This is a genomic window from Thioalkalivibrio sp. ALE30, from assembly GCF_000377465.1.
GTDB lineage: Bacteria > Pseudomonadota > Gammaproteobacteria > Ectothiorhodospirales > Ectothiorhodospiraceae > Thioalkalivibrio.
In genome coordinates, this window is the sequence record NZ_KB898175.1 from 1 (window position 1) to 25,628 (window position 25,628).

At 70.2% G+C, this 25,628-nt stretch carries 23 protein-coding genes; 10 read left to right on the forward strand and 13 right to left on the reverse strand.

What is annotated here, in order from left to right; all coding sequences use genetic code 11:
• On the forward strand, window positions 1-525 hold a 525-nt coding region (locus D107_RS13355; RefSeq protein WP_018881491.1), incomplete at its 5' end, for an IS3 family transposase.
• 122 nt (window positions 526-647) lie between these two features.
• On the opposite strand, the gene D107_RS0111215 is transcribed toward D107_RS13355, so the two are convergent.
• Both D107_RS0111215 and D107_RS0111220 read right to left on the reverse strand, forming a co-directional pair.
• Complete coding sequence (locus tag D107_RS0111215) at window positions 648-2,246, reverse strand: hypothetical protein (RefSeq protein ID WP_018881492.1); 1,599 nt, start codon at window positions 2,244-2,246, stop codon at window positions 648-650.
• Between the two features lie 13 nt (window positions 2,247-2,259).
• On the reverse strand, window positions 2,260-2,844 hold the full coding sequence (locus tag D107_RS0111220; protein WP_018875781.1) for a cytochrome b: 585 nt from the start codon (window positions 2,842-2,844) through the stop codon (window positions 2,260-2,262).
• Between the two features lie 130 nt (window positions 2,845-2,974).
• On the opposite strand from D107_RS0111220, the gene D107_RS0111225 reads away from it, so the two are divergent.
• From D107_RS0111225 to D107_RS0111235, 3 genes are all read left to right on the forward strand, one after another.
• Window positions 2,975-3,721 (forward strand): HAD family hydrolase, encoded by a 747-nt coding sequence (locus D107_RS0111225; protein ID WP_018866914.1) that lies wholly within the window; start codon window positions 2,975-2,977, stop codon window positions 3,719-3,721.
• A gap of 282 nt (window positions 3,722-4,003) precedes the next feature.
• Window positions 4,004-5,284 carry a metallophosphoesterase gene (locus D107_RS0111230; protein WP_018881493.1) on the forward strand — a complete coding sequence of 427 codons (1,281 nt, stop codon included), beginning with the start codon at window positions 4,004-4,006 and terminating at the stop codon, window positions 5,282-5,284.
• Window positions 5,281-8,733 carry an AAA family ATPase gene (locus D107_RS0111235; protein WP_018881494.1) on the forward strand — a complete coding sequence of 1,151 codons (3,453 nt, stop codon included), beginning with the start codon at window positions 5,281-5,283 and terminating at the stop codon, window positions 8,731-8,733. Before D107_RS0111230 ends, D107_RS0111235 begins: the two co-directional genes overlap by 4 nt.
• Before the next feature lie 15 nt (window positions 8,734-8,748).
• Here D107_RS0111235 and kdsB read toward each other — a convergent pair whose 3' ends face one another.
• The 10 genes from kdsB to cysM are packed head-to-tail and all read right to left on the reverse strand — an operon-like array spanning window position 8,749 to window position 17,790.
• Entirely contained in the window at window positions 8,749-9,516 is a 768-nt protein-coding gene (kdsB, locus tag D107_RS0111240) for a 3-deoxy-manno-octulosonate cytidylyltransferase (protein WP_018881495.1), read from the reverse strand.
• A gap of 8 nt (window positions 9,517-9,524) precedes the next feature.
• Window positions 9,525-9,719 carry a Trm112 family protein gene (locus D107_RS0111245; RefSeq protein ID WP_018866918.1) on the reverse strand — a complete coding sequence of 65 codons (195 nt, stop codon included), beginning with the start codon at window positions 9,717-9,719 and terminating at the stop codon, window positions 9,525-9,527.
• Between the two features lie 3 nt (window positions 9,720-9,722).
• Complete coding sequence (lpxK, locus tag D107_RS0111250) at window positions 9,723-10,745, reverse strand: tetraacyldisaccharide 4'-kinase (RefSeq protein WP_018881496.1); 1,023 nt, start codon at window positions 10,743-10,745, stop codon at window positions 9,723-9,725.
• A gap of 2 nt (window positions 10,746-10,747) precedes the next feature.
• Complete coding sequence (locus D107_RS0111255; RefSeq protein WP_018881497.1) at window positions 10,748-11,884, reverse strand: glycosyltransferase N-terminal domain-containing protein; 1,137 nt, start codon at window positions 11,882-11,884, stop codon at window positions 10,748-10,750.
• Entirely contained in the window at window positions 11,874-13,655 is a 1,782-nt protein-coding gene (msbA, locus tag D107_RS0111260; protein WP_018881498.1) for a lipid A export permease/ATP-binding protein MsbA, read from the reverse strand. Before msbA ends, D107_RS0111255 begins: the two co-directional genes overlap by 11 nt.
• Entirely contained in the window at window positions 13,645-14,073 is a 429-nt protein-coding gene (locus D107_RS0111265) for a biopolymer transporter ExbD (RefSeq protein WP_018866922.1), read from the reverse strand. The genes msbA and D107_RS0111265 overlap by 11 nt, the downstream gene beginning before the upstream one ends.
• A complete protein-coding gene (locus tag D107_RS0111270; protein ID WP_018866923.1) occupies window positions 14,070-14,708 on the reverse strand; it encodes a MotA/TolQ/ExbB proton channel family protein in 639 nt (212 codons plus the stop codon). Before D107_RS0111270 ends, D107_RS0111265 begins: the two co-directional genes overlap by 4 nt.
• Before the next feature lie 27 nt (window positions 14,709-14,735).
• Window positions 14,736-16,076 (reverse strand): 23S rRNA (uracil(1939)-C(5))-methyltransferase RlmD, encoded by a 1,341-nt coding sequence (gene rlmD, locus D107_RS0111275; protein ID WP_018881499.1) that lies wholly within the window; start codon window positions 16,074-16,076, stop codon window positions 14,736-14,738.
• Window positions 16,076-16,882 carry a 3'-5' exonuclease gene (locus D107_RS0111280; protein WP_018881500.1) on the reverse strand — a complete coding sequence of 269 codons (807 nt, stop codon included), beginning with the start codon at window positions 16,880-16,882 and terminating at the stop codon, window positions 16,076-16,078. Before D107_RS0111280 ends, rlmD begins: the two co-directional genes overlap by 1 nt.
• Entirely contained in the window at window positions 16,879-17,790 is a 912-nt protein-coding gene (gene cysM / locus D107_RS0111285) for a cysteine synthase CysM (protein ID WP_018881501.1), read from the reverse strand. The genes D107_RS0111280 and cysM overlap by 4 nt, the downstream gene beginning before the upstream one ends.
• A 219-nt stretch (window positions 17,791-18,009) precedes the next feature.
• Here cysM and D107_RS0111290 point away from each other — a divergent pair, with 219 nt between their 5' ends.
• Complete coding sequence (locus D107_RS0111290) at window positions 18,010-18,717, forward strand: MarC family protein (protein WP_018881502.1); 708 nt, start codon at window positions 18,010-18,012, stop codon at window positions 18,715-18,717.
• Between the two features lie 14 nt (window positions 18,718-18,731).
• Here the strand turns inward: D107_RS0111290 and D107_RS0111295 are convergent, their stop codons facing one another.
• Window positions 18,732-19,502, reverse strand: a complete 771-nt coding sequence (locus D107_RS0111295) for an HAD family hydrolase (RefSeq protein ID WP_018881503.1) — start codon at window positions 19,500-19,502, stop codon at window positions 18,732-18,734.
• A gap of 168 nt (window positions 19,503-19,670) precedes the next feature.
• Here D107_RS0111295 and dksA point away from each other — a divergent pair, with 168 nt between their 5' ends.
• From dksA to D107_RS0111320, 5 genes are all read left to right on the forward strand, one after another.
• On the forward strand, window positions 19,671-20,123 hold the full coding sequence (dksA, locus tag D107_RS0111300; protein WP_018866929.1) for an RNA polymerase-binding protein DksA: 453 nt from the start codon (window positions 19,671-19,673) through the stop codon (window positions 20,121-20,123).
• A 13-nt stretch (window positions 20,124-20,136) separates the two neighbouring features.
• Window positions 20,137-21,084: a tRNA glutamyl-Q(34) synthetase GluQRS gene (gene gluQRS / locus D107_RS0111305; protein WP_018881504.1), complete on the forward strand. Its 948-nt coding sequence runs from the start codon at window positions 20,137-20,139 to the stop codon at window positions 21,082-21,084.
• 92 nt (window positions 21,085-21,176) lie between these two features.
• Window positions 21,177-21,350, forward strand: coding sequence for a hypothetical protein (locus tag D107_RS14130; protein ID WP_018866931.1), 174 nt, complete (start codon window positions 21,177-21,179; stop codon window positions 21,348-21,350).
• The gene (locus D107_RS0111315; protein WP_018881505.1) at window positions 21,340-24,267 is read left to right on the forward strand and encodes a sensor histidine kinase; all 2,928 of its coding nucleotides are present in this window, start codon (window positions 21,340-21,342) and stop codon (window positions 24,265-24,267) included. Before D107_RS14130 ends, D107_RS0111315 begins: the two co-directional genes overlap by 11 nt.
• On the forward strand, window positions 24,264-25,628 hold the full coding sequence (locus D107_RS0111320) for a sigma-54 dependent transcriptional regulator (RefSeq protein ID WP_018878578.1): 1,365 nt from the start codon (window positions 24,264-24,266) through the stop codon (window positions 25,626-25,628). Before D107_RS0111315 ends, D107_RS0111320 begins: the two co-directional genes overlap by 4 nt.

Sequence of the window (25,628 nt, forward strand, 5' to 3'; positions counted from 1 at the left end):
CGTCCGAACGCCCTGTGGGTGGCGGATATCACCTACATGCCCACGGCGCGAGAGGGCTTCGTCTACACGGCCTTCATCACCGATGCGTTCGCCCGCCGCATCGTGGGTTGGCGCGTCAGTCGGAGCCTGCGCACCGACCTGACGCTGGGAGCGCTGGAACAGGCGCTGCAGGCCCGGATGGGACAGGGCACGCCGCGTCCCATCCATCACAGCGATCGCGGCGTGCAGTACGTATCGGTGCGTTACACCGACCGCCTCGGAGAAGCCGGGCTCCAGCCCTCGGTGGGCCGGGTCGGTGACTCCTACGACAACGCCCTGGCGGAGACCCTCAACGGGCTGTACAAGACCGAGGTCCGGGCCTACTGGGGACGTCTTAACGATCGACGCGACGTCGAGTGGGCTACGCTCCAGTGGGTCGACTGGTTCAACCGGCGACGCCTGTTGGAATCCAACGGGTATCGACCGCCGGCAACGATCGAAGCGCAGTACCATCAACCACTTCAGGGGTCCGTTCGTGCAGCGTGACCCAAACCAACGGGTCTCCGGGAAACCCGGGGCGGTTCAGTCTCCGGATACACCCGATGCCGAAACAGGGTCTTGATGGGGCCGGGCAACCGAGGCGCTCGGCCAACGGCGGACAAGCCGCGTCACCCGTCCACTTTGGATGACGCACCGAACGCGTCGCGCAGCCAGCCTCGCAGGGCATCAAACCCTTCTTCGGCAGACTCGGACGGCGGCTGCATCCCCGACACAAAGCCGCGCGCGCGGAACGGCTCCAGCAACTCTGGATCGCCCGAGATCACATGCACCGGCACCGCCCAACTGGCGTCCTGCCCGGTGATCAACGCCGCCGGCTGATGATCCCCCAGCAGGAAAAACAGCGTGTCCTCGTCCGCATAGCGTGCCGCATAGTCCCCGGTCACCTCCAGCGAATAGCGCACCGACTCCGCGTAGAAATCGCGCACCCGGTCGAAGTCGCGCCAGAGCACCTCCGGCTCCGGCCCCCTCCCCGCCCACTCGTGGAACCGTTCACCATCCCCGATGCCCTCCCAGTCCTCCAGGACCGGCAGGATGGGGGTCCACGGCGCATGCGAACTGACCAGCGCGAGCATCGCGAACACCGGTGCATCGGAAGGCGACCGAACCTGCTGTTCGAAGAACGACCAGGTGTACTGGTCCGGCATGGTCACCCAGAAGAACGGCGGGCCGGCGTAGTCAAAGCCATGCTTGTCCACGATCCGATCCCAGCCGAACCAGCGTCCCTCGGGCCAGTCGAGCTGGATGGCCGGGGACAGCATCGCCGTGTGGTGGCCGGTCGCCTGGAAGTCCTGCACCAGGGTGTCGCGCGGCGTGTCCTGCAGCGCGTCGTAGTGTCCGGCGTAGCGCACCGGCAGGCCGGATAGCAGGGAGGCATGAGCCAGCCAGGACTGCCCGCCCGCGATCGGCGCCTCCAGTACGCCGCTCACCACGTGCAGGTCCGCGGCCTCCAGGTCCTCTTCCAGCCGGTCGAGCGCGGGCACGATGACCGGCGCGTAGCGCGCGTCGAACACGGCGGAGACGCCATAGGACTCCACCAGCCCGAGGATCACGTCGACCCCCGCGAGTCCCGGAAGAGCTACCGCAGCGGCCTCTTCGCGGGTCGCCTCCAGGAGGGCACGAAAGCGCTGGTTCTCGGCAAGGGCCGACCGCCCCGCCGCGACCTGCTGCTGGATCATCGCCGTACCCGGCGCAGCCGTTCCCGGGGGTGCTGCTCCGCGCTCGGCGGCCAGCACGCCCCCCAGACCGACGCCAAACGCCCCGATGGCGATGGCCAGCGGAACACGACGACCGCCCCCCGCAGGCGCCGCGAGGGCACCGAGCCCCCGCCCGGCTCCCCAGATGACCGCCACCAGCAGGGTCACCAGGAAAACCCCCAGCAGCCCGGTCGCCAGCGCGCCCAAGTTGCCGGTCACCAGGCGGTAGACGGCGTCCAGCAGCACCCAGTCCTGCACCACGTTCAACGGCCGGGACAGGCTCGCGCGGGTCAGGGCATCGAACAACGCCAGCACCACCAGGATCAGGAGCACCGAAGCAACGAGCCAGGCCAGCCCCCGCGCAAGCCGGCCCGCCGGCAACAGCGCGAACAGGCCGACCAGCAGCAAGGCCTCCCACGCCAGCCCGTACGGCGCAAGCCCCGCATGGCGCGGAATCTCCAGGCCCAGAAGGACCGCATTCAGCGCCACCAGGGTCAGCAGCCACCGCGTCATCGGTATGCCGGGATCAGGATCGGCCTCGCCCAAAGGTCATGCGCTGCATCACCCCGTCGCGGCGAATGCGCCAGTGGTAGAGCGCGGCAACCACATGTCCCGCCACCAGGATCAGGGTCACCCGACCCAGGGCCTGATGCCAGGCGAACAGCGTCTCCGACAATGCCTCGTTCTCCGGGAACAGGCCCGGCAGGATCAGCGGCCCCAGTTGCACCGGGTAGCCACCGGCCGCGGTCGCCCACCACCCGATCACCGGCATCAGGATCAGCAGGACGTACAACAGCCCGTGCACGGCCTCGGAACCCATCCGCTGCCAGCGAGCCAGCGCGACCGCATACCCCGGCTTGCCGCGCCGCAGGCGCAGTCCGATCCGCACCAGCATCAAGACCAGAATCAGCACCCCGAAACTCTTGTGCCAGGTATAGAGCGTGTTGGTCGCCGCCTCGCCAAAGCGCGCCTGCAGACCCTCGAAGCCGAACCAGCCAATGGTCCCGCCCAGCCCCAGCGCCCCCAGCACCAGCACGGCCACCAGCCAGTGCAACACCCGCTGCGCGAGGCTGTAGCGCGGCCAGACGGCCGCATCCCCTTGCTGTCGCATCCCGAACCACCTCCTCGAGTCGGCTTTGCTGTCCGAAGGAAACACCCTATCAGTCCGCCACGCCCGAAGTATCCCCAACGACATCGGCCATATAACCGCTGCGTACGGTGCCCGCGCTACCCTTGCGTGGATGAACCGTTCTCCCATCAGCGGACCGTCCCGGTCACATCCACTCGACCCGACCCGCATCCGCTGCCTGACGTTCGACCTCGACGACACCCTGTGGCCGGTGATGCCGGTCATCCACCACGCCGAGGCGCGCTTCTACGCCTGGCTGCGGGAACAGGCCCCCGCGGTCTGCGAACGCTTTGATCCAGACGCCCTGATCCAGTCCCGCACGGCCTTCATGCGCGCGGCCCCCGACCACGAGCGCCACGACCTGACCCGCCTGCGCAAGCGCTGGCTGCGCGAACTGGCCGAGACCTGTGGCTGCTGCCCGGAGCGTCTGTCGGGTGAAGGCTTCCAGGTGTTCTGGGAGGCGCGCAACGAGGTCACGCCCTACCCCGAGGCCGCGGGCGTGCTGACTACCCTGGCCCGCCACTTCCGTCTGGGCGCAATCAGCAACGGCAATGCCGACGTATTCCGCACCCCCCTCGGGCGGCACTTCGACTTCGCCATCGCCGCAGGCGAAGCGGGTGCGGCGAAGCCCGACCCGCGCATCTTCCACCAGGCCCGCGAGCAGGCCGGAGTCGAACCCGACGCCATCCTGCACGTTGGCGACGACAGCACCGCGGATGTCCTCGGTGCCCTGCAGGCCGGCTTTCGCGCCGCCTGGTTCAACCCGGCGTCCCTGCCCTGGGAGCACGGCCAGCCGCGCCCCTGCCTGACCCTCGGGCGTCTCGGCCAGCTGCCCCGCCAACTCGGCATCCCCACCTGACCCTGCACCGCCTTCCGTAGGAGGCCAGCCCCCTGGCCGATTGGGCTTACCAGCGCTCAATCGGCCAGGGGGCTGGCCTCCTACAGGGGGGACACCACCACACCCGTGGGAGCCTGCTTGCAGGCGAAGCCCCTGCCCGCGCCCGACTCTGGCAGGGCTTCGCCTGCAAGCAGGCTCCCACGGGGCAGAACCGATGAAGGAGCCCATCCTGCGATCCGGGATTGGCTTTGCCCCGCGATTCTTCCAAACTGCCGCCATGATCCCGACTGCCTCCCTGCGCCCATGAAGCTCCTGTGCGTGGGCGACATCCACCTGGGCCGTCAGCCCTCGCGCATCCCGCCCGCGGTCGATGACGCGGTCGGCATTGCGGCGCTCGGCCCCGCGGCGGCCTGGCGGCGCAGCGTCGACTACGCGCTGGAACAGCCGGTCGACGCCGTCCTGCTGGCCGGCGACGTGGTGGAACAGGAGGACGACTTCTTCGAGGCCTACCGCGACCTGCGCGAAGGCGTTCAGCGCCTGACCGCTGCCGGCATCCGCGTCCTCGGGGTCGCCGGCAACCATGATGTCCAGGTGCTCCCGCGCCTCGCGCACGCCCTGCCGGCGTTCGAGCTGCTGGGCGCCGGTGGTCAGTGGGAGACCCGCGAGCTTCAAAGCCGCGAGGGCGGTCGCGCGCGTATCGCCGGCTGGTCATTCCCGCAGGCGCGCGTCAGCGAAAGCCCACTGGAGGCCGGCTTTCCCGAGCCCGTCGACTGCCCCACCCTCGGTCTGCTGCACTGCGATCGTGACCAGATGCGCAGCCCGCATGCACCGGTGCGCAGCAGCGCGCTGGAGGCGGCCCCGGTGGAGGCCTGGCTGCTCGGCCATATCCACCGCCCCGACGCCCTCGCCGCGCCGCGCCCGATGGGCTACCTCGGCTCCCTGACCGGCATGGACCCGGGCGAGCCCGGGCGCCACGGCCCCTGGCAGCTGGAACTGGCCGCGAACGGCACGCTCTCCATCCAGCAGGTCCCGCTGGCACCGCTATACTGGGACACCCTGGAGATCCCGGTCGACGGCCTGGACGTCGCCGCGGACATCCATCACCGCGTAACCGAGGCCCTGGAATGCCTGCACACCGAAATCGAGCAATGGCCGCAGCGGCCACGGGCGGTCGGCTGCCGGCTGCGATTCACCGGCCGCAGCGACCAGCGCGCGGCACTGGAGCGTGTCTTGCATGCGGACGATCCGCGCGCCACGGTGCAGACCCTGGGGGATCGCCTGTACTTCGTCCACGACTGGCGCCTGGAGGCCCAGCCGGCCGTGGACCTCGAGGCGCTGGCCGCGGGGAATGACCCGGCCGCCCTGCTCGCGCGCAAGCTTCTGCTGCTGCAGGGGGCGGACAGCGAAGCGCGCCGCGCCCTGCTGGACGCCGCGCGCGAGCCCCTCGCCGAGATAACCCGCGCCCCGCACTACCGCGCCCTGGGACGCGAGGCTCCGGATGACACCGCGCTCGCGGCGACCCTGGAGGCCGCGGCCCTGCACGCACTGGACCGCCTGCTGCTGCAGCGCGAGGGCGACCAGTGAAGCTGGAATCCCTGGACATCCACCGCCTCCCCGGCATCCATCCGGGCTTCCGGCTGGAGGCCCTGGGACCGGGCGTGAACGTCGTGGTCGGCCCCAACGCCTCGGGCAAGTCCAGCCTGCTGCGCGGCCTGCGCGCCGCCCTCTATCCACAGGAACAGCGCAACAGGGGCGTGCAGGTCGCGGCCCGTTTCAACGACGCACAGGGCAGCTTCGAGGCGCAGCGCGTCGGCACCGACCTCTACTGGCTGCGCGACGGCCAGCGCAGCGATCCGCCGCCGCTGCCGGATCATCGTTTCATCGACTGCTACACCCTGCACATCGAGGACCTGCTGGCCGCGGACCACGCGACCGAACGGGCGATCGGCGACTGGCTGGCGCGCGAACTGGCCGGCGGCTACGACCTCCCGGCCCTGCGCGCGGACCCCGCCCTGGCCCTGAAGACCACTCATGCCCGCAACGAAGCACAGGCCCTGGCCACCGCCGAGCAGGAGCTGCGCCAGCGCACGCGCGAACAGCGCGCCCTGCAGGAGGACGAACAACGTCTCGCCGAACTGGAGGCGCAGCGCCAGGACGCACAGCGGGCCAGCGACGCGGCGGCCCAGTACGAACGCGCCCTGGAGCTGCTGGAGGCCCGCCGCGAACGCCAGTCCCTGGAGACCCGGCTGGCGGCCTTCCCGGAGGGCCTGGCCCGGCTGCGCGGCGACGAACTGGACAGCCTGGAACAGCTGCGCAAGACGCTGCGCCGCCTCGACCACGAGCGCCAGCAGGCCCAGGCCCGGCTCGATGCGGCCCGCGACCAGCTGGATACCAGTGGACTGTCCGAAAGCCCCCTGGAAGCCGCCGCGTTCGACGACCCGCGCGCCCGCGTACGCGAACTGCAGGGACTGGAGAGCCGCGCCGACCAGGCCGCACGCGAGCTGCAGTCCGCCCGTTCGGCCGTCGCCTCGGCAGCTGACGCTCTGGGCGCCGACCCGGCTGCCGTCCCGACGCTGGACCCGACCGCGGTCCACACGACGGAACAGGCCCTCGAAACCCAGCGCCAGCTGCAGGCCGCGATCCGCCGCCGCGAGGACGAACTGGCCGGCCTGCCCGCGGCCGACCCCGACCGGCCCGACCCGGAGGCGCTGCGCCGCGCACGGGACGAACTGCTGCACTGGCTCGGCGCCCCGCGCCCGCCGGCGAACTCCGTCCTGCACCGAGCGGCGCGGATCACGGCCCTGGCCGCAGCTGCGGCGGCCATCGGGAGTGCGGCCCTGTGGGTCCACTGGGGCTTCCTCGTCCTGGCGCTCCCCGTGGCCTGGTCGGGCTGGATACTGGCACGACCGAACCACGACGCCGTCCCGCGCCAGGCGGCCGAGGCGCGTTACCGCGATACCGGCATCGAGCCACCCTCGGCCTGGACGCCGGAGGCGGTGCGTGAACGCCTGGAGGCCGTGGAACGGGAACTGCGCGCAGCCGAGGCCGACCGCCACGCGGCCGAACGCCGCACCCGGCTGGAGCGTGAACTGGAGGAGAAGCACGACGCGCTGGCAGCTGCTCGGGAACAACTGCGCCAGACGGCCGCGGCGGTCGGCTTCGACCCCGAGTGTCTGGATGCCTCGTTGCAGCGCTGGATCCACCTGAGCGCGGAACTGGACCGCGCCCGTCGCGACGAGGCCACGGCCCGGGGCGAGCAGGAGCAACTGACGGCCCGTATGGACGAACTGCGCACGGCCCTGGTGCGGTTCCTGGACGCGTACGCGGCCGCCCCGGAGGACGCGCAGCCCACGGCCGACGCCCTGGCGCAGCGTCTGGAACGGCTGGCCCGCCGCCTGCAGGATCGGGACGAGGCACGCCGCGAACAGCACGAGGCGCAGCGCGAGCTCGAGCGCCTGGAAGTCGAGGCCGACACCACGCGCGCACGCGTCACCGAACTGTACGCCCGGGCCGGGCTGGAAGAGGATGACGAAGCGGGACTGCGCGAACACCTGCGGCTGCGGCCGGAATGGCAGCGCCTGCAGGATGAGCTGCGCGACGTCCGCGCCCGCGAAGGCGATCGCAGCCGTCACCTTGAGGCACAACCGGACCTGCTGGCGCTGGTCGATCAGGACGCCGAGGCGGCGCTGCGCGAAGCGCTGGCCGAATGCGAACACCAGGCGCAGCAGCGCGACGAGCTCACCCGCGAAATCACCCGCATCGAGACCGAGATCGACCGCGCCGGACGGGATCGCGCACTGGAGACCGCGCGCGCCCGGTGGGCCCAGGCCCGCGACGCCCTGGACACGCGTCTGGACGAGGCCCTGTTCGCCACCGCGGGCCAGTTTCTGCTGGACCAGGTCACCATCGAGCACGAAGAGACCGCGCAGCCCGCTGCCCTGCGCCGGGCACGTGACTGGTTTCAGCGTTTTACGCGCCATCAATACGAGCTGCTGTTCAGCCCCGGCGAGACGGCCACGCCATTTGGCGCGCGCGAGACCGCCAGTGGCGACACCCGCGGCCTGTCGGAACTCTCCAGCGGCACGCGCATGCAGCTCGTGCTGGCCGTGCGCATCGCCTTCGCGCTGGAGGCCGAACGCGGGCGCACGCCCCTGCCACTGTTCCTGGACGAGGCCCTGGGCACCGCCGACCCCGAGCGCTTCCGCGCGGTCGCCGAAAGCCTCCAGCTACTGGCACAGGAGGATGATCGGCAGGTCTTCTATCTTACGGCCCAGCCCGAGGATGCGCGCTACTGGTCCGCCCGGGACGCCACGGTGCGGATCATCGACCTGCCGGCCGTGCGCGGCGCCCAGCACGCCATCACCGATGCCGGTGACCTGGCCCTGCCCGAACGCCTGGCGATCCCGAGCCCGGGCGACGCCCGCCCCGAGGACTACGCCACCACGCTCGGCGTGCCCGCGATCGACCCGTGGCAGGATGCGGCGCGGATCCACCCGTTCCATCTGCTGCGCGACGACCTTGACGCCCTGCACCGGCTGCTCACCCTGGGGGTGGACAGCATCGGCACGCTGGAGACCGTCCTGCGCGGGCCCGATGCCGAACTCCTGGGGGACCCGGCGCGGCGCGAGCAGCTTGCGGCCCGGGTCGAGGGCGCGCGCGCCTGGCTGCGCGCCTGGCGCCAGGGCCGCGGGCGCCCCGTGGACCGTGCCGCGCTGGAGGGCTCCGGCGTGATCAGCGATACCTTTATCGAAGCAGTCAGTGAACTGGCCACGCAGGTGGACGGAGACGCCGAGGCCCTGGTCCGGGAACTGGAACAGGGCGCGGTCAAGCGCTTCCAGAGCGCGACGCGCGAGCGCCTGGAGGCATGGCTCGGCGAGCACGGCTACATCGACCCGGAACCGACCAACAGCGACACCACCCTCGAGCACCGGGTGATCGCCACACTGCAACCCTTCAGCCCCTCCCCGGACGCCGCGACCCGCGACGGCCAGGCCCTGGCGCGCAGCCTGCAGGCGGGCCTGCGCTCGAACTGAGTCCGCGGGCGGGGATCAGGCGCGGGTGCGCCCGGACAGGAAGGCGTCGACGCGGTCCAGGTCTTCCGGGGTATCGACGCCGGGCGGATGGGCCTCGGCACGGCGGCCGACCTGGATCCACGCGCCCATGTCGAGGGCGCGCAGCTGCTCCAGCTGCTCCAGTTCTTCCAGCGGGGCCGGCGGCTCGGCGCTCATACGCCGCAGGAACCCGGCGCGGTAGGCATACAGGCCCAGGTGGCGGGTGGCCTGCTCTACTGCCGGTACCTGCCCGGCGCGGTGGGCCTCGCGATCCCAGGGGATCGGGGCACGGGAGAAGTACAGCGCCCGGCCTCTGCGGTCGGTCACCAGCTTGACCTGGTTGGGGTCCGCCAGGTCCTGTGCGCAGCGGATGGGCACGCCGAGGGTGGCCATGTCCGCCTGCGGGGTCTGCGCCAGCAGGGCCGCCAGGTCATCCAGCAATGGTCCCGGGGTCAGCGGTTCATCGCCCTGCAGGTTGACCACGATGGACTCGTCCCCCCAGCCCTCGGCGGCCGCGACCGCGGCGATGCGGTCGGTGCCCGAGGGCAGCGCGGGATCGGTCAGGAAGGCCTCGGCCCCGCACTGGCGCGCGACCGCGAGGATGCGCTCGTCATCCCCGGCCACGATCACGCGGCCCGCGGCACTCTCCTGGGCCCGGCTGATCACATGCGCGATCAGCGGGCGCCCGGCGACCGCCGCGAGCGGCTTGTCCGGCAGCCGGCTGGAGGCCATGCGGGCCGGGATCACCACGACGAAGCCCGTCATGCGGCGACTCAGGCCTCGCGCCAGCGTTCCTTCTCGTCCTCGGAGAGCACGCGGGCCTCGTCCTCCAGCATCACCGGGATGTCGTCGCGGATCGGATAGGCGAGCCCGGCGGAGACCGAGATCAGCTCCTGGTTCTCGCGGTCATATTTCAGCGGACCCTTGGTGACCGGGCAGACCAGAATATCGAGCAGACGCTTGTCCATGCATTACCCCAGGTGTTTGAGCCGACTGACGGTCTCCAGACGCGCGAGCAGCGCCGGCTCGAAAGTGGTTGGCAACCGGGCCGCGATCGGCCAGTACCAGTGATTGTCCTGCGCAAACGACCGGCATTTTACGGCATCCTTCTCGGTCATCAGAACCGGCAACTCGTCATCGAAGCGGATCTGGTGCGGCAGGAAGCGATGATGGTCGGGAAACGGATGTCGAATGATACCGATCTTCGCCGCCTCCAGGGTACGGAAGAAGCGCTCTGGATCGGCAATACCGGCGATCGCGTGGGCATCGCGCCGGGCAAACCGGTGGGGCTTGCGCGACTCGTCGGCCCCATCCACCCGCAGCAGCCGGCTGGCCGGGACCAGTTCCATCGGAATCTCGCCGGGGCCAGCTTCGCCCCCGGTCACGATCACGAAATCCGCCCGCTCGCGCGCCCGCCTGGGCTCGCGCAGCGGCCCCGCCGGCAGGCACAGCCCGTTACCGAAGCGGCGCTTGCCGTCGACCATCAGAATGGTGATGTCGCGCGGCAGGCGGTGATGCTGCATGCCGTCATCGGCAATGACCACGTCCACCCCCTGCTCGGTCAGGGCCCGCGCGCCGCGGACCCGGTCGCGGTCCACCTGCACCGGCACCCCGGTGCGCCGCGCGATCAGCAACGGCTCGTCGCCCACGATGACCGGATCGGAATCGGCCGTCACCGCGATCCCGGCGACGTCCCCGCGACCGCCGTAGCCACGGCTGACAATGCCCGGCCGATACCCGGCGGCACGCAGACGCTTGGCCAGCCAGACGGTCATCGGCGTCTTGCCGCTGCCACCCAGCGTCAGGTTCCCCACCACGATCACCGCCTTGGCCGGGATGGTGATGTCGCGCCGCAATTGTTCCTGGCGCTGACGGTTCCACTCGGCCAGCCCGGCATACACCAGCGACAGCGGAAACATCGCCGCCGCGAACGGCCCGCGCTGGCTCCACTGATCCCACAGCCGGGCACCAAGCCATGCCTGCAGCGAGCCCATGGCTACCAGTCCCAGACCTGCTGCAATACGGCGTCGAAATTTGCATCCACCTGGCGTCGCTCCTCCCAGAAGCGTCGGCGGGCCGCGTCACCCTGCTGGCGCCGCGCGGCCGGGTCGTCCCGCAGGGCCTGCCAGGCCGCCAGCACCGCGTCCGGCTCGCCCAGCACCGGACAGGGCACCTCCGCGGCCGGCGCCTCGCCCAGGCTCACGGCCGCGCCGCCGGCCAGGCCCTGCCACAGGGCCTGGCGATCCGGCGCGGCCAGATGCACCGCATGGGCGGCACTGGCCGCGGCCGCGAACCAGCGCCGATCATCCAGGTGCAGGATAGTCCCCGGCGGGAGCGCCGACCGGTCCCAGTCCGAGACCACCTGATCGGCACCTGGCAACGAGGCGGCGTCCGTCTCCCCACGCAGGCTGGCCAGCAGGATGTCGGTCTGACCCCAGCCGGAGGCCTCCCAGGCCGCCCGCCAGGCCAGCCACTGCGCCGGCGTGCCATGCCACCACCACAGGCGTTCCACCCCGCCCCCGACCAGCGAGCGCAGCACCACATCGGCCTGCGCCTCGACGAACCGGGCCTGGGGGTCGGCCGGGTCCAACGCGTGCGCGCGGGCGGCGGCCGGCCAGCCTTCGGCGGCGACAGGATCGACGGGCCAGTGCCAGGCCACCGGGGACATGCCCCCGGCAGCCGGCGCGGTGTTCACCGCCATCACCGGCGCCTCGGTCTCCTGCAACAGATTGACCGGCGCCCGGCCACCGGCCAGCAGGATGCCGTGGGGCTGAAAGCGCCGCAGCACCCGGCGCACCACCCGCGGCCGGTCACAGGGGCCGTAGCCCACCCCGACCTTGCGAAATGGCTGCATGTGGCGCTCGAAGAGTTCCGGGTAGTCCTGCTCGAAAGTCAGGACGATGCGCACGTCCTGGCGCTTGTCGCGCACCGCCCCCAGCAGCTCGATCCCCAGGCGCACGTCCTCGGGACTGCCGCCGGCCTTGATCCAGATCAGCCGCCCGCGATCCGCGGGCGGGGTGAGGAAACCCCGCCGGGCGCGTGCCCGGCTGCCATCGCCCCGGCGGTAATCCCGCCAGGTCGCGCGCCAGACCGGGAGCGGACGATCCCCGTAGCCCCCGGCATCAGCCCCCATCCCCCGCCTCCTCGCGGAACTGCAGGCGGTGCAGGTGGGTGTAGACCCCGCCTCGAGCAATCAGCTCCTCGTGCCGCCCGCTCTCCACGATGCGGCCGTTGTCCATCACCAGGATGCGGTCGGCGCCCTCGACCGTGGACAGGCGATGGGCGATGACCAGCGTGGTTCGCGTGCTCACCAGCGCATCCAGCGCGGCCTGCACCTGGCGTTCGGACTCGTTGTCCAGCGCCGAGGTCGCCTCGTCCAGGATCAGGATCGGGGCATCCCGCAGCAGGGCGCGGGCGATCGCCAGACGCTGGCGCTGCCCCCCGGAGAGACGGGTACCGTTTTCCCCCACCAGGGTCTGCATCCCGTCGGGCAGGCGCTCGATGAATTCCAGTGCATGCGCGGCACGCGCCGCCTCGCGGATCTCCGCCTCGGTCGCCTCGGGGCGCCCATAGGCGATATTGGCGGCGACGGTGTCCGCGAACAGGGTGACGTTCTGGCCGACATAGGCAATCTGCCGACGCAGGTCGCGCAGGCGGATGGTCTCGAGGTCGTGGCCGTCCAGCAGGATGCGCCCCTCGGTCGGGTGATAGAAACGCGGCAGCAGATTGACCAGCGTAGTCTTGCCGCTGCCCGAGCGCCCGACCAGGGCCACGTTCTCGCCTGGCTCCACCGCGAAGGAGATGGCCTTCAGCACATCCGGGCCGTCCGCGCTGTAGCGAAACGCCACGTCTTCGAATGCCAGCTTGCCCTCGGCGCGGTCCAGCGGCACGTGGCCGGTGTCGCGCTCCGGCGTCTCGTCCAGCACCGCGAAGATATTCTGCCCGGCCGCGATACCGCGCTGCAGGGTCGCGTTGATCATCGACAGCCGGCGGATCGGGCTCAACAGCAGCAGCATGGCGGTCAGGAAGGAGACGAACGTGCCGGCTGTGACCGTGTCGTCGCCGAAATCCGAGGTCGCGACCCAGATCACGAAGGCCAGCACTGCCGCGACCAGGAACTGGATGGTCGGGGTATAGGCGGCCTTGATGCCCTCCATGCGCATATGCAGCCGGCGGTTGCGCTCGTTGATGTCCTCGAAGCGCCCGCGCTCGTAGGTCTCGCCGCCAAAGATGCGCACCACCCGGTGGCCCTCGATCACCTCCTGGGTCACGTGGGTCACGTCGCCCATGTTGTACTGCAGGCGGTGCGAGATGCGGCGAAAGTGCTTGGTGACGACGCGCACCAGCACGGCCAGCACCGGGGCGATGATCAGGATGGTCAGGGTCAGGGTCGGCGTCAGCCAGAACATCCAGGCCAGCAGCGCGATGATCGTCAGGGTGTCGCGCACCAGGGTACTGAAGCCGTCGGTCGCGGCCGTCGCCACCTGCTCCACGTTGTAGGTCACGCGCGAGATCAGCTCGCCGCTGCTCTGCTCCTGAAAGCGCTGCACCGGCATGTGCAGCAGCCGCTCGAACAGCTCCTCGCGCAGGCGCTTGACCACCTGCCGCCCGACATAGCGCATCGCATAGACCGACCCGAATTCGGCCACACCGCGGACCAGAAACAGGCCGATCAGGGCCAGCGGAATCCACGCCACCAGGGGATGGCCCTCGCCCTCGGCGAAGGACTCGTCCATCAGCGGCTTCATCAGCGCGGCGAAGCCCGCCTCGGTCGCCGCCATGCCCAGCATCGCGACCGTGGCAATCGCCAGCAATGGCCAGTAGACGAAGGCATAGCTCAGCAGGCGACGGTAGACCGTCCAGCCGGAATCGAAGTGCTGCGCATGCTGCTCGTCAGTCGTCATCGGCAGCCTCGCCCAGCGTGGCGATCGACACGGACGTAATGCCCAGGCGGCCCACCACGTCCAGGGCTCGCACGACCGACTGATGGCTGGCGTTGGCGTCCGCGCGGATCAGCACCGGGTCATCCTCGCGACCCTCGCGCGTCTCGGACAGCACACGCTCCAGGGTCTCGGCGCGGCGATTGATCAGCTCCTGGCCGTTGATGAAGTAGTTGCCGTTGGCATCCACCACGATGTCGATCCAGGCGCGCTCCACCGCTTCGGCCTCGCGGTCGGCCGAGGGCAGGGTCAGCTCGATGTCCGCGTGCTGGTCAAAGGTCGTGGAGACCATGAAGAAGATCAGCAGCAGGAAGACGACGTCGATCAGCGGCGTCAGATTGACGCCCGGCTCCTCCTGTCGTCGCGGGGTACGGAAATTCACGCCGTGGCCTCGCCCTCGGCCGTGCCGGCCGCGCGCTCGCCGTGGATCACCTCGACCAGCTTGGTGGCCTCCTGCTCCATCTCCAGCACCAGCTCGTCGATATGCCCGCGGAAGTAGCGGTGGAAGGCTAGTGCCGGGATCGCCACGCCGATACCGGCGGCGGTGGTGATCAGGGCCTGGGAGATCCCCCCAGCCAGATCGCGCGGGCTGCCCACGCCGATCTCGGTGATTACGGTGAACACCTCGATCATCCCGACCACGGTGCCGAGCAGACCCAGAAGCGGCGTGATCATCGCGATGGTGCCGAGCGTGTTCATGTAGCGCTCGAGCTCATGCGCAACGCGCCGGCCGGCCTCCTCGATGCTCTCCTGCGTGATCTGTCGGGCCCGGTCATGGGTCGCAAGCCCCGCCGCCAGGATCGCGCCCAGGGGCGAGCCGGCCCGGAGGCGCTGGATGTCGTCGAGCTTGAGCCCCTGGGTGCGCATCTGCTCCCACACCGAGGTCAGCAGGCGCGGCGGGACCACGCGCGAGCGACGCAGCGTCCACAGCCGCTCCAGCACGATGGCGACGGCCAGTACGGAACACAGCAGGATCGGCAGCATCAGCCACCCGCCCGCTTGTACGATCTCCAGCATGCAATTCCCCTCGGATATCGACGCGCGTCAGTCGCGCCGGAATACGGCCATGGATTCCACGTGCGCGGTATGCGGGAACATGTCCATGATCCCGGCCCGCTCCAGGCGATAGCCATGATGATGCACCAGGCGCTCGGCGTCACGGGCGAGCGTGGCCGGGTTGCAGGACACATACACCATGCGCTCGATCCGCTGCGGCGCCAGAGCCTCGATCACCGCGGCCGCGCCGGTGCGCGGCGGGTCCAGCAGCACGCGGTCGGCGCGCTCGTGCAGCCATGCGGCGTTCTTCAGGGCCTCAACGTCGTCCAGGTCGGCGCGTTCGTAACGCGTGTTGGCAATGCCCTGGTCACGGGCATTGGCACGCGCCCGTGCCAGCATCGCGTCGTCCACCTCGACACCAACTACTTCGCCGGCCACCTCGCCGTTCGTCACGCTGCGCGCCAGCGGCAGGGTAAAGTTGCCCAGCCCGCAGAACAGATCCAGCACCCGCTGGCCCGGCTGCAGGTCCAGCGCGGCCAGCGCCTGCGGGACCATCTTGCGGTTGATGCCGGCATGCACCTGGATGAAGTCCGTGGGCATGAACGGGACCGACACGCCGTAGTCCGGGTGGCGATAGACCAGTGGCTCGATCGGCCCGGCCAGCGGTTCCACCGTCTCCGGGCCGCCAGGCTGCAGGTACACCTGAATGCCCTCGGCCTCCGCCCAGGCCGACAGGCGCGCGCTGTCCGCCTCGGACAGCGGATCGAGGTTGCGGAAGATCAGCGCCACGCGCTCGTCGTCATCCACCGCCACCTCGATCTGCGGCAGGCGGTCGCGCGCCTCGAGGCCGCCGATCAGCTCGCGCAGGGCCCGAATGCGCTGCCCCACGGCCGGGTGCAGCACCTCGCAGTGGTCCATCTCGGCCAGATACGGGCTGCCGCGCTCGCGAAAGCCGACCAGCACCCCGCCCTTCTTCGGCACGTACTTCGCCCCCAGCCGCGCGGTGCGGCGGTAGCCGAGGGTGGTGTCGGTCAGCGGCTCGAAACGGGCCTCCGGGGTCACGTGGCCGATACGCTCCAGGGCATCGAACAGGGCCTGCTCCTTGATCGCACGCTGGGTCTCGATGGAGGCATGCTGCAGCTTGCAGCCGCCGCACAGGCCGAAAAACTCGCAGGGCGGATCGACTCGGCCCGGGGCCGGCTCCAGCACCTCGACCACCTCGGCGGAATCGAAACGGCGCTTGCGCCCGGTCTGCTGGGCCATCACCCGCTCGCCCTTCAGGGCACCGTGGATGAAGCAGGCCTTGCTATCGCGGCGGATTACCCCCTGGCCGTCCAGCGTGACCTCCTCGATGGTGGCCTCGAACGGGGTCTTGTCGATGCGTGCCATCAGTCCGCGCGTCCGGCCGGCTGCCAGGCGTCGAGGAATTCGCGGTGGTGGGCCGCGCCGCTGGCCTCCAGGTACTCGGCCAGCTGCTGCTGGCGACTGGCCAGGGCCGCGTCGGTCAGATTGCCGCGCATGTACTCGAAGCGCAGCCAGACCAGATAGGTGTTCAGCACGTCGTGCTCCACATAGTCGTGGATCTCGGCCTGACGCCCGTCACGCCAGGCCGGCCAGACCTGGGAGCCATCCATGCCCAGCTTGCCGGGGAAGCCGAGCAGGCTCGCCATCATGTCGAGGCTCGCGACCGCACGGCCCTGGAACCCGGCCAGCACGTCCATCAGGTCCACATGGCGCCAGTGGAAACGCGACAGGTAGTTGTTGTAGCGAAACTCGCGGTCGTCGTCGCCCTGCTCCCAGTAGCGCGGGGCCTGCACGCCATTGACCAGCGCGCGGTAGTGCAGCACCGGCAGGTCGAAGCCGCCGCCGTTCCAGCTGACCAGCTGCGGCGTGCGCTTGTCGATTACATCGAAGAACTGGCGCAGCAGCTCGGCCTCGGTCGGCGCCTGGCCATCCTCGCCCTCGCGCCCGAAGGCAGAGAGCTTCAGCGCGTCGCCGCCCTGGTAGAGCACGCCGATGGAGACGATGCGGTGCAGCGGGTGCTTCAGGAACTCCGTGCCGGCCTGCGCGCGGCGCAGGGCGAACAGCGCCTCCGCCACCTCGTGATCGTCGAGGCCGTCGAAGTCGTGCAGGCGCCGGGCGCCGTCGATGTCGGGGACGGTCTCGAGATCGAAGATCAGGACCGGGGCACTCATGACGGGAACACGCCGGTGGAGATGTAGCGGTCGCCGCGGTCACAGATGATCGCGACGAAGGTGCCGCCCTCGGTCGCGGCTGCAAGCTTCAGGGCCGCGGCCACGGAACCGCCGGAGGAGACCCCGGCAAAGATGCCCTCCTCGGCGGCCAGCCGGCGCATGGTGTCCTCGGCCTCCGCCTGCGTCACATCCACGGTCTGGTCGACCCGCGAGGCCTCGAAGATGGTCGGCAGGTACGCCTCCGGCCAGCGCCGGATGCCGGGGATGGACGATCCCTCGGTGGGCTGCACGCCGACGATCTGCACCTCCGGGTCGCGCTCCTTCAGATAGCGCGACACGCCCATGATGGTGCCGGTGGTCCCCATAGCGGAAACAAAATGGGTCACCGTGCCCTCGGTGTCGCGCCAGATCTCCGGCCCGGTCCCGATGTAGTGGGCGTCCGGGTTATCGGGGTTGCCGAACTGGTTCAGCACTCGGCCCTTGCCCTCGGCCTCCATGCGGTCGGCCAGGTCGCGCGCGCCCTCCATGCTCTCCTCGCGCGAGACCAGCACCAGCTCGGCGCCAAAGGCCTTCATCGAGGCGCGGCGCTCGGCGGACATGTTGTCCGGCATCACCAGGACCATGCGATAGCCCTTCATCGCCGCGACCATCGCCAGCGCGATGCCGGTATTGCCGCTGGTCGCCTCGATCAGGGTATCGCCGGGCTGGATGTCGCCGCGGCGCTCGGCCGCCTGGATCATGTTCAGCGCGGGCCGGTCCTTGACCGAACCGGCGGGATTGTTGCCCTCGAGCTTCACCAGCACGGTGGACGGCAGGTCCGCCGCCATGCGCTGCAGGCGCACCAGCGGCGTGTTGCCGACAAAGTGCTCGAGGGTCGGGAAGGATTCAGGATGCAGGCGTTTCTTCATGCGCGCAGAGTATAACGACCGGGCCCCGTCCCTGCCCACGCATGCGACGGTCCGGTGCCGGGGCCTCCCATGGAGATTGCTTCGTCGCGTTGTTCCTCGCAATGACGCGAAGGGGGCACCGTCATCGCGAGGCGCGCAGCGTCGTGGCGAGCGGTATGACCCGACCACCTGCGCGAGCCTGCCTCGCAACCTTGCGGGTTCCGGCCTAAGCTCGAACACATGCTTGTGTTACTCGAATACCTGGTCGTTACCTTCCTGGCGGTGTTCGTGATCGTGAACCCGCTGACCACGGCGTTCATCTTCACGGCGATGCTGCCGCGCGCATCGGAGGAGAAGCGCCGGGCGATCGCGCTGCGCTCGGTGAAGGTCGCCACCTCCCTGCTGTTCGCCTTCGCCCTGCTGGGCGGGGTGATCTTCCAGCTGTTCGGGATCACCCTGGCGGCGTTTCGTATCGCCGGCGGGATCATCCTGTTCGGCATCGCGATCGGCATGATCCGGCAGAAGGGGGCGACCGAGAAGGAGACTGCCGAGGAGGTCAAGGCCGACAAGGGACAGGTGACCGAGGACATCTCGGTGATACCGCTGGCGATCCCGTTCATGAGCGGCCCGGGCGCGATCGCCACGGTGATGATCCTGACCAGCGAGGCCCCGACCGTCTATCACACGGGACTCGTGTTCCTCGGCGTGCTGGCCTGCATGGTCGCCTGCTACTACGCGATGGTCTACTCGCGTTATATCGTCCAGTACCTGGGCGACACCGGGAAGGACATCCTGACCAAGGTCTTCGGCCTGATCCTCGCAGTGCTGGCCGTGCAGTTCGTGATCAACGGCATCAGCGACGCCGCGATCGGCTTCATGCTGGATACGCAGATGCTGGACGAGACCGAGATCGAGGACCCGCGCATCCCTCCGCGCGAGCTCGACTGACCTGCCCCGTCCCGCTACGACTGGGCGCTGGCGTGCCAGGACCGCAACGTGGCCACATCCACCGCCGGGCCCGGCAACGCGGGACCGGCCAGAACCCTCGCCGGTGCGTCCGGCTCGCCGAACCCGTCCAGCACCGCCAGCGCGCCCTCGAAGTCCTGTTCCCGGGTGTAGTCGTTAGTGGTGACCACCACCTCCAGCCCGGCGCCGCACGCGGCACGCATCCCGTTGTCGGAATCCTCCAGGGCGAGGCAGGCGCTGGCGGGCAGGTTCATCGCCTCCAGCGCATGGGTGAAGATATCCGGCGCGGGTTTCTTGGCCGGCACCACGTCCCCGGCGGAGATCACCTCGAAGCGGTACGGCCCCGCGTTTCCCAGCGTGGCCTCCAGCAGCGCGGTCACGTTCTCGGGGGTGGTGGTGGTCGCGATGGCCAGGCGCAGTCCCTCGGCCTCCGCCTCGTCCAGCAGGCGGCGAACGCCCGGGCGCAACGGGATCGCGCCGGACTCGAGCATGGCCACGTAGTGACGCGTCTTGGCCGCATGCAGCTCGCGGATGCGGGCATCGATCCCCGGCTCTTCGAGAGCCTCGGGATGATCTTCCGACAGGTACTGGCGAATGCGTTCCTTGCCGCCGGTGACCCGCAGCAGTTCGCCGTAGCGCGCCACACTCCAGTCCCAGTCCAGGCCCGCGTCCGCGAACGCCTTGTTGAACGCCACCCGATGACCGTCCCGCTCGGTGTCCGCCAGCGTGCCGTCGACGTCAAAGATCAGTGCCTGCAATTCCGCCATCGTGATTCCCGGTCCCTTCTCGTATCTCGCTGAAAACAGTGCCCCGCCGCTCGCAGCCCCTGCAGGTCCGGAGGCGACCGGGCGCAAACCGTCATGGCACGGGACTTGCCCGCCCCGTCCGACTCTGGTACTAAGTGCGCCTCATTTTTCCAGCCGGAGAAAGCCCGCATGGCTGCAGACGAAAAGACCGACAAGCCCTCCACCCAGCACATGGTCGCCGGGGGCATTGCGCCCTACGAGCCGAAGCCGGACGAAGAGTACATGAATCCGGATCAGCTGGACCATTTCCGCAGCCTGCTGCGGGCATGGCGCCAGGAACTGGCGGAGGAAGTCGATCGCACCGTGGGGCACATGCGCCAGGACGCGGCCAACTTCGCCGATCCGGCCGACCGCGCCACCCAGGAAGAAGAGTTCGGCCTGGAACTGCGGGCCCGCGACCGCGAGCGCAAGCTGTCGAAGAAGATCGACGAGGCCCTGCGCAAGATCGAAACCCACGACTACGGCTACTGCGAGACCTGCGGCGTGGAGATCGGCATTCGTCGCCTGGAGGCCCGCCCGACGGCCACCATGTGCATCGACTGCAAGCAGCTCGACGAGATCAAGGAAAAGCAGCGCGCCTGATCCCGGCCGGGCCGTGACCCCCACGCCCGAACCGCAGTCCCCGGTCGACGGCTACGTCGGCCGGTTTGCCCCGACCCCTTCCGGCCCGCTGCACGCGGGCTCCCTGCTGGCCGCCGTCATCTCCTGGCTGGACGCCCGGAGTGCCAATGGCGAGTGGCACCTGCGTATCGACGACATCGACGCCCCCCGGGTTCGCCCGGGGGCGGCCGATGCCATTCTGCGCACCCTCGAGGCCTTCGACCTCGGCTGGGACGGACCGATTGTCTGGCAAGGCCAGCGCGGCCCCGCCTACCAGCGGGCCCTGGATACCCTGATGGACACCGACCGGGCCTTTCCCTGCGGGTGCACCCGCAAGGACCTGGCTACCCACGGCCGCCCTGGCTGGGAAGGCCCCGTCTATCCGGGCACCTGTCGCCACGGCCTGCCGCCCGGTCGCGAGCCCCGCGCCCTGCGCGCCCGCGCCAGCCGGCGCCACTGGACCATCGAGGACCGTTTTCTCGGTGCGGTCGCCTTCGACCTGGAGGCCCTGGGGAGTGACTTCGTCATCCGTCGCGCGGACGGCATCGTGGCCTACCAGCTCGCCACCGTGGTCGATGACCTCGACCTGGGCGTCACCCATGTGGTCCGCGGGATCGACCTGCTCGGCTCCACCCCCCGCCAGCTGCAGCTCTACCGGGCGCTGGGAAACCCCCCGCCGGCCTATGCCCACCATCCGGTGCTGGTCGCGCCCGGCGGCGACAAACTCGCCAAGGCCACGGGTGCTACGGGGATTCGAGCGGATGCGGCGCGGCGCCACCTCGCCGACACCCTGGGGCAGATCGGACTCGCGCCTGCCGACCGACAGGCCCCGGACGCGCCCGGTGCCCAGCTGGCGGAGGCCCTGGAACCGCTACGGCGCCGGCCGCTCGCGGCATACCTGCCGCTGCACGCCGCGCTGCCCGGAGCCACCGCCGCGGTGTAGACTCGCCGCATGCTGTCCCGCCGCGCGCCAATCCGGAAGGCCCCGCAGGAACCCGTGCCCCGCAGCGGCCCGGCACGGGGGAACATCTGACCATGGACGCCCCGCGCGCCATCCTGATCGCCCTCCTCGGGGCCCTGCTGTTCCTGAGCCCGCTGGTGATCTGGGTCGCCCACCTGAGCCCCGCCTGGTGGTGGCCGTTCGCCGCCTGGGCAGTCTTCATCCTGGCCATCGCGGCCCTGAGCCGGGGCGGTCGTCGTGACCCTTAGCCTCGGCCTGCTCTATGCGGTGGGCGTGGCCTACCTGGCCCTGCTGTTCGGCATCGCCTTCCTGGCCGACCGCGTCCCCCGGGTCGGCCGGCTGGCGGCGAACAGCTGGGTCTTCAGCCTGTCGCTGGGGGTCTACGCGACCTCCTGGACGTTCTACGGCAACCTCGGCTTCCTGGCCGAACAGGGCTATCTGTACCTGACAATCTACCTGGGCGTGACCCTGGCCTTCGCCGCCACGCCCTGGCTGCTGCGCCCCATCCTGCGCGTGACCCGCGAACAGCAACTGACCTCACTGGCCGACCTGTTCGCCTTTCGCTACCGCAGTCGCCTGACCGGACCGGTGGTGGCCCTGTTCATGCTGGCCGGCGTGCTTCCGTACATCGCCCTGCAGATCAAGGCGGTGGCCGAGTCCGCCGCGGTCCTGACCGCGGAAACCCCGCCCCACCTGCTCGCCCTGACCTTCAGCGCCACCATCGCACTGTTCGCGATCCTGTTCGGGGCCCGCCACATCGCCCCGCGCGAGAAGCACGCCGGCCTGGTGCTGGCCATCGCCTTCGAATCCATCGTCAAGCTGATCGCCATCCTCGGCATCGCGGCGGTGGCCCTGTACGCGGTGTTCGGCGGTTTCGCCGGCCTCGACGACTGGCTGGCCGCGCATCCCGAGGCGGTCGATGCGCTGTACGTCCCGGTGCGCGAGGGTGGCTGGTTCGCGATGATGATTCTCGCCTTTGCCGCGGCCTTCCTGCTGCCGCGGCAGTTCCACATGCTGTTTACCGAGAACATCAACCCCCAGGCCCTGACCACCGCCGCCTGGGCCTTCCCGGCGTTCCTGCTGCTGCTGAACCTGCCGATGCCGATCCTCTACTGGGCCGGCGAGGCGGCCGGCCTCGGCATCTCGCCGAACTACTACGCCATCGGGATCGCCGGACTGCTGGAGTCGCCCAGCCTGGCGCTGCTGGTCTTTATCGGCGGGCTGTCCGCCGCCAGCGCCATGATGATCGTGACCACCCTTGCGCTGGCCCACATGGGGACCAACTACCTCTCGCCGCTGACCCGGCTGAACGAAGAAGAACGCAGCGCCAACATCTATACCCGCCTGCTCTGGGGGCGGCGCATCTGGATCGTGTTCATCATCGGACTGGGCTATGCCTTTTACGGCCTGTTGCAGGTGGTCGAGGGGCTGGCGCAGCTGGGGCTGATCTCGTTCGCCGCGGTGGCCCAGCTCCTGCCGGGCCTGATCGGTCTGATGCTGTGGAAGCAGGCGACTCGGGTCGGCTTCCTGCTCGGACTGGCCGCGGGCATCGCCGGCTGGGCCTTCACCCTGGTAATGCCGCTATTGTCGGATGCCGGCATCGCCACCGGACTGCCGGACCCGCAACAGTGGCTGCTGGCCGGGATGCTGGACCCATGGACCTTCGCCCTGATGCTGAGCCTGGGCATCAACGCCCTGCTGTTCGTGATCGGGTCGCTGCTGACCCGCCCCAACCGCGAGGAGATCGAGGCCGGCCGAGCCTGCTGCCCCAACGAGTCCACCGGGGCCGGGGCCGGCCTGCCCCTGGCTGGCGACGTGACCGAGATGGAAACCGCCCTGGCGGCCACCCTGGGGCCGGGTGCCGCGCATCACGAGGTCCAGCGCGCACTTGACGACCTCGGCCTGCCGCGGCACACGCGCTCGCGCAGCGACCTGCGCCACCTGCGCGAACGTATCGAGCGCAACCTGTCCGGTCTGCTCGGGCCGGTCCTCGCGCGCATGATCGTCGACCAGCACCTGCGCCTGGATGCCGCCGGCCGCCAGACGCTCAGCGAAAGTCTGCGGCGCATCGAGGAGCAGCTGGAGACCCGTTCCCTGCCACTGTCCGGTCTGGCCGCCGAACTGGATGCCCTGCGCCGCTTTCATCGCCAGATCCTGCACGAGCTGCCGCTGGGGGTGGCCAGCCTGACCAATAGCGGCGAGATTACCGGCTGGAACCAGGCGCTGGCGCAACTCACCGGTGTGGCCACCGAGGACGCCGTGGGCCAGAACATCGGCCGGCTCGACAGCCCCTGGAGCGGCCTGCTGACGGCCTTCCTCGAGAGCCCGGACCGGCAGTGGTACAAGCTGAACGTGGATCTGCCCGCCGGCAATCGCCGCCTGAACCTGCACCGTTCCGAGCTGCAGGATGCCCATGGCCAGGTGGAGGGGCGCGTGGTCCTGATCGAGGACGTAACCGAGCGCGCCCAGCTCGAGTCCGAGATCGCCCACGGCGACCGCCTGGCCTCCATCGGCCGCTTTGCCGCCGGGGTCGCCCACGAGATCGGCAATCCGCTGACCGGGATCGCCTCGCTGGCCCAGACCCTGCCGCTGGAGGATGATCCCGACGAGATCCGCGGCATCGCCGACGACATCCTCGCGCAGACCCGGCGCATCAATGCGATCGTGCAGTCCCTGATCACCTTCGCCCACGCCGACGAGGGGCCGTCCGCGGGGCACTTCGAGACCATCGCGCTGGACGAGCTCCTGGCCGAGGCCATTCGCCTGACGCGCCTGGCCGGGCGCAAGGACCTGCAGTTCTCCACCATGGGCCTGGAGGGGCTGCATGTCCGCGGGTCGCATGCCACGCTGCTGCAGGTCTTCATCAACCTGCTGACCAACGCCGAGCAGGCCTCGCCCGAGGGTTCCACGGTCGTGATCGCCGCGCGCGTCCATGGCCGCCACATCCAGATCACCATCGACGATGCCGGCCCCGGGATCGACGAATCCAGTCTGGAGCGCCTGTTCGAGCCCTTCTTCACCACCAAGCCGGCCGGTCAGGGCACCGGCCTGGGCCTGCCGGTGGCCTACAGCATCGTGCGCGACCACGGTGGTACCCTGATGGCCGCCAACCGCCCCGAGGGTGGGGCCCGATTCCTGCTCATGCTGCCGCACCAAGACCGATGACCCGCATCCTGCTCGTAGACGACGAAGCCCCGATCCGCCGCGCCGTGCGCCGGTTCCTGGAGCATCACGGCTTCGAGGTCGGCGTAGCCGAGAACCTGGCCGAGGCGCGCGCCCTGGCCGCGGCCGACCCCTACGACCTCCAGCTGGTGGATCTGCGCCTGCCGGACGGCGAGGGCATCGAGCTGCTGCCCGAGTTCACCCGCTCGCCCACGGTCATCATGACCAGCTACGCATCGGTCCCCTCGGCGGTGAACGCGATGAAAGAGGGCGCGGCCGACTACATCGCCAAGCCCTTCGACCACGACGCCCTGTTGCTGACCCTGCGCGCCGCCCTGCGCGAACGCGAGGCGCGCGACCGCCTCCCGCCCGAGCCGCCCGACGCCGGGACCGAAACCCTCAGTCACCCGGGCCTGGGCCTGATCGGCGACAGCCCCGCGATGCAGCGGCTGCGCGACCAGATCCGGCGCGTGGCGGCCACGCACTCCACCGTGCTGCTGCGGGGGGAATCCGGCACCGGCAAGGAGCTCGCCGCACGCGCCCTGCATGAACTGAGCCCGCGCGCCGGGGGGCCCTTCGTGGCCGTCAACTGCGCCACCATCCCGGAGGGCCTGGTGGAGGCCGAGCTGTTCGGGCACGCCCAGGGCGCCTACACCGGGGCGGTCAAGGCCCGCACCGGCCTGATCCAGAGCGCCCATGGCGGCACCCTGTTCTTGGACGAGATCGGCGAACTCGCGCCGGCGGCCCAGGCGCGCCTGCTGCGCGTACTGCAGGACGGCGAGATCCGTCCGGTGGGCGCCAACGAGAATCAGAAGGTCGACGTGCGCCTGCTGGCCGCGACCCATCGCGATCTGGAGGGCATGATCGAGGATCAGGCCTTTCGGGCCGACCTCTACTACCGCCTGCGGGTACTGGAGCTGGCGATCCCGCCCCTGCGCGAGCGGCGCGAGGACATCCTGCCGCTAGCGCAGCATTTCCTCGAGGGGCTGGCCGGATCGGGAACGGTCCCCCGCCTGACGCAAGCGGCCCGGGATGCCCTGGAGGCCCAGGACTGGCCGGGCAACGTGCGCGAACTGGCCAATGCCCTGGAGCGCGGATGGGTCCTCTGCCCCGATGGACACATCGCGCCGGAGCACATGGGCCTGGAGGCCCCGGACGCCGGCGCGGCCGGGGAACACCCCAACCCGGCCTTCCCGACGCGCCGCAAGCCCCGGGGCTCGAGCCTGAACGAGTACTTCCGCCAGTTCGTGCAGGAGAACCAGGACCGCATGACCGAAACGGAGCTCGCGCGGGCGCTGGGCATCAGCCGCAAGACCCTGTGGGAACGCCGTCAGCGCGAAAATCTGCCGCGACCACGCACCTGA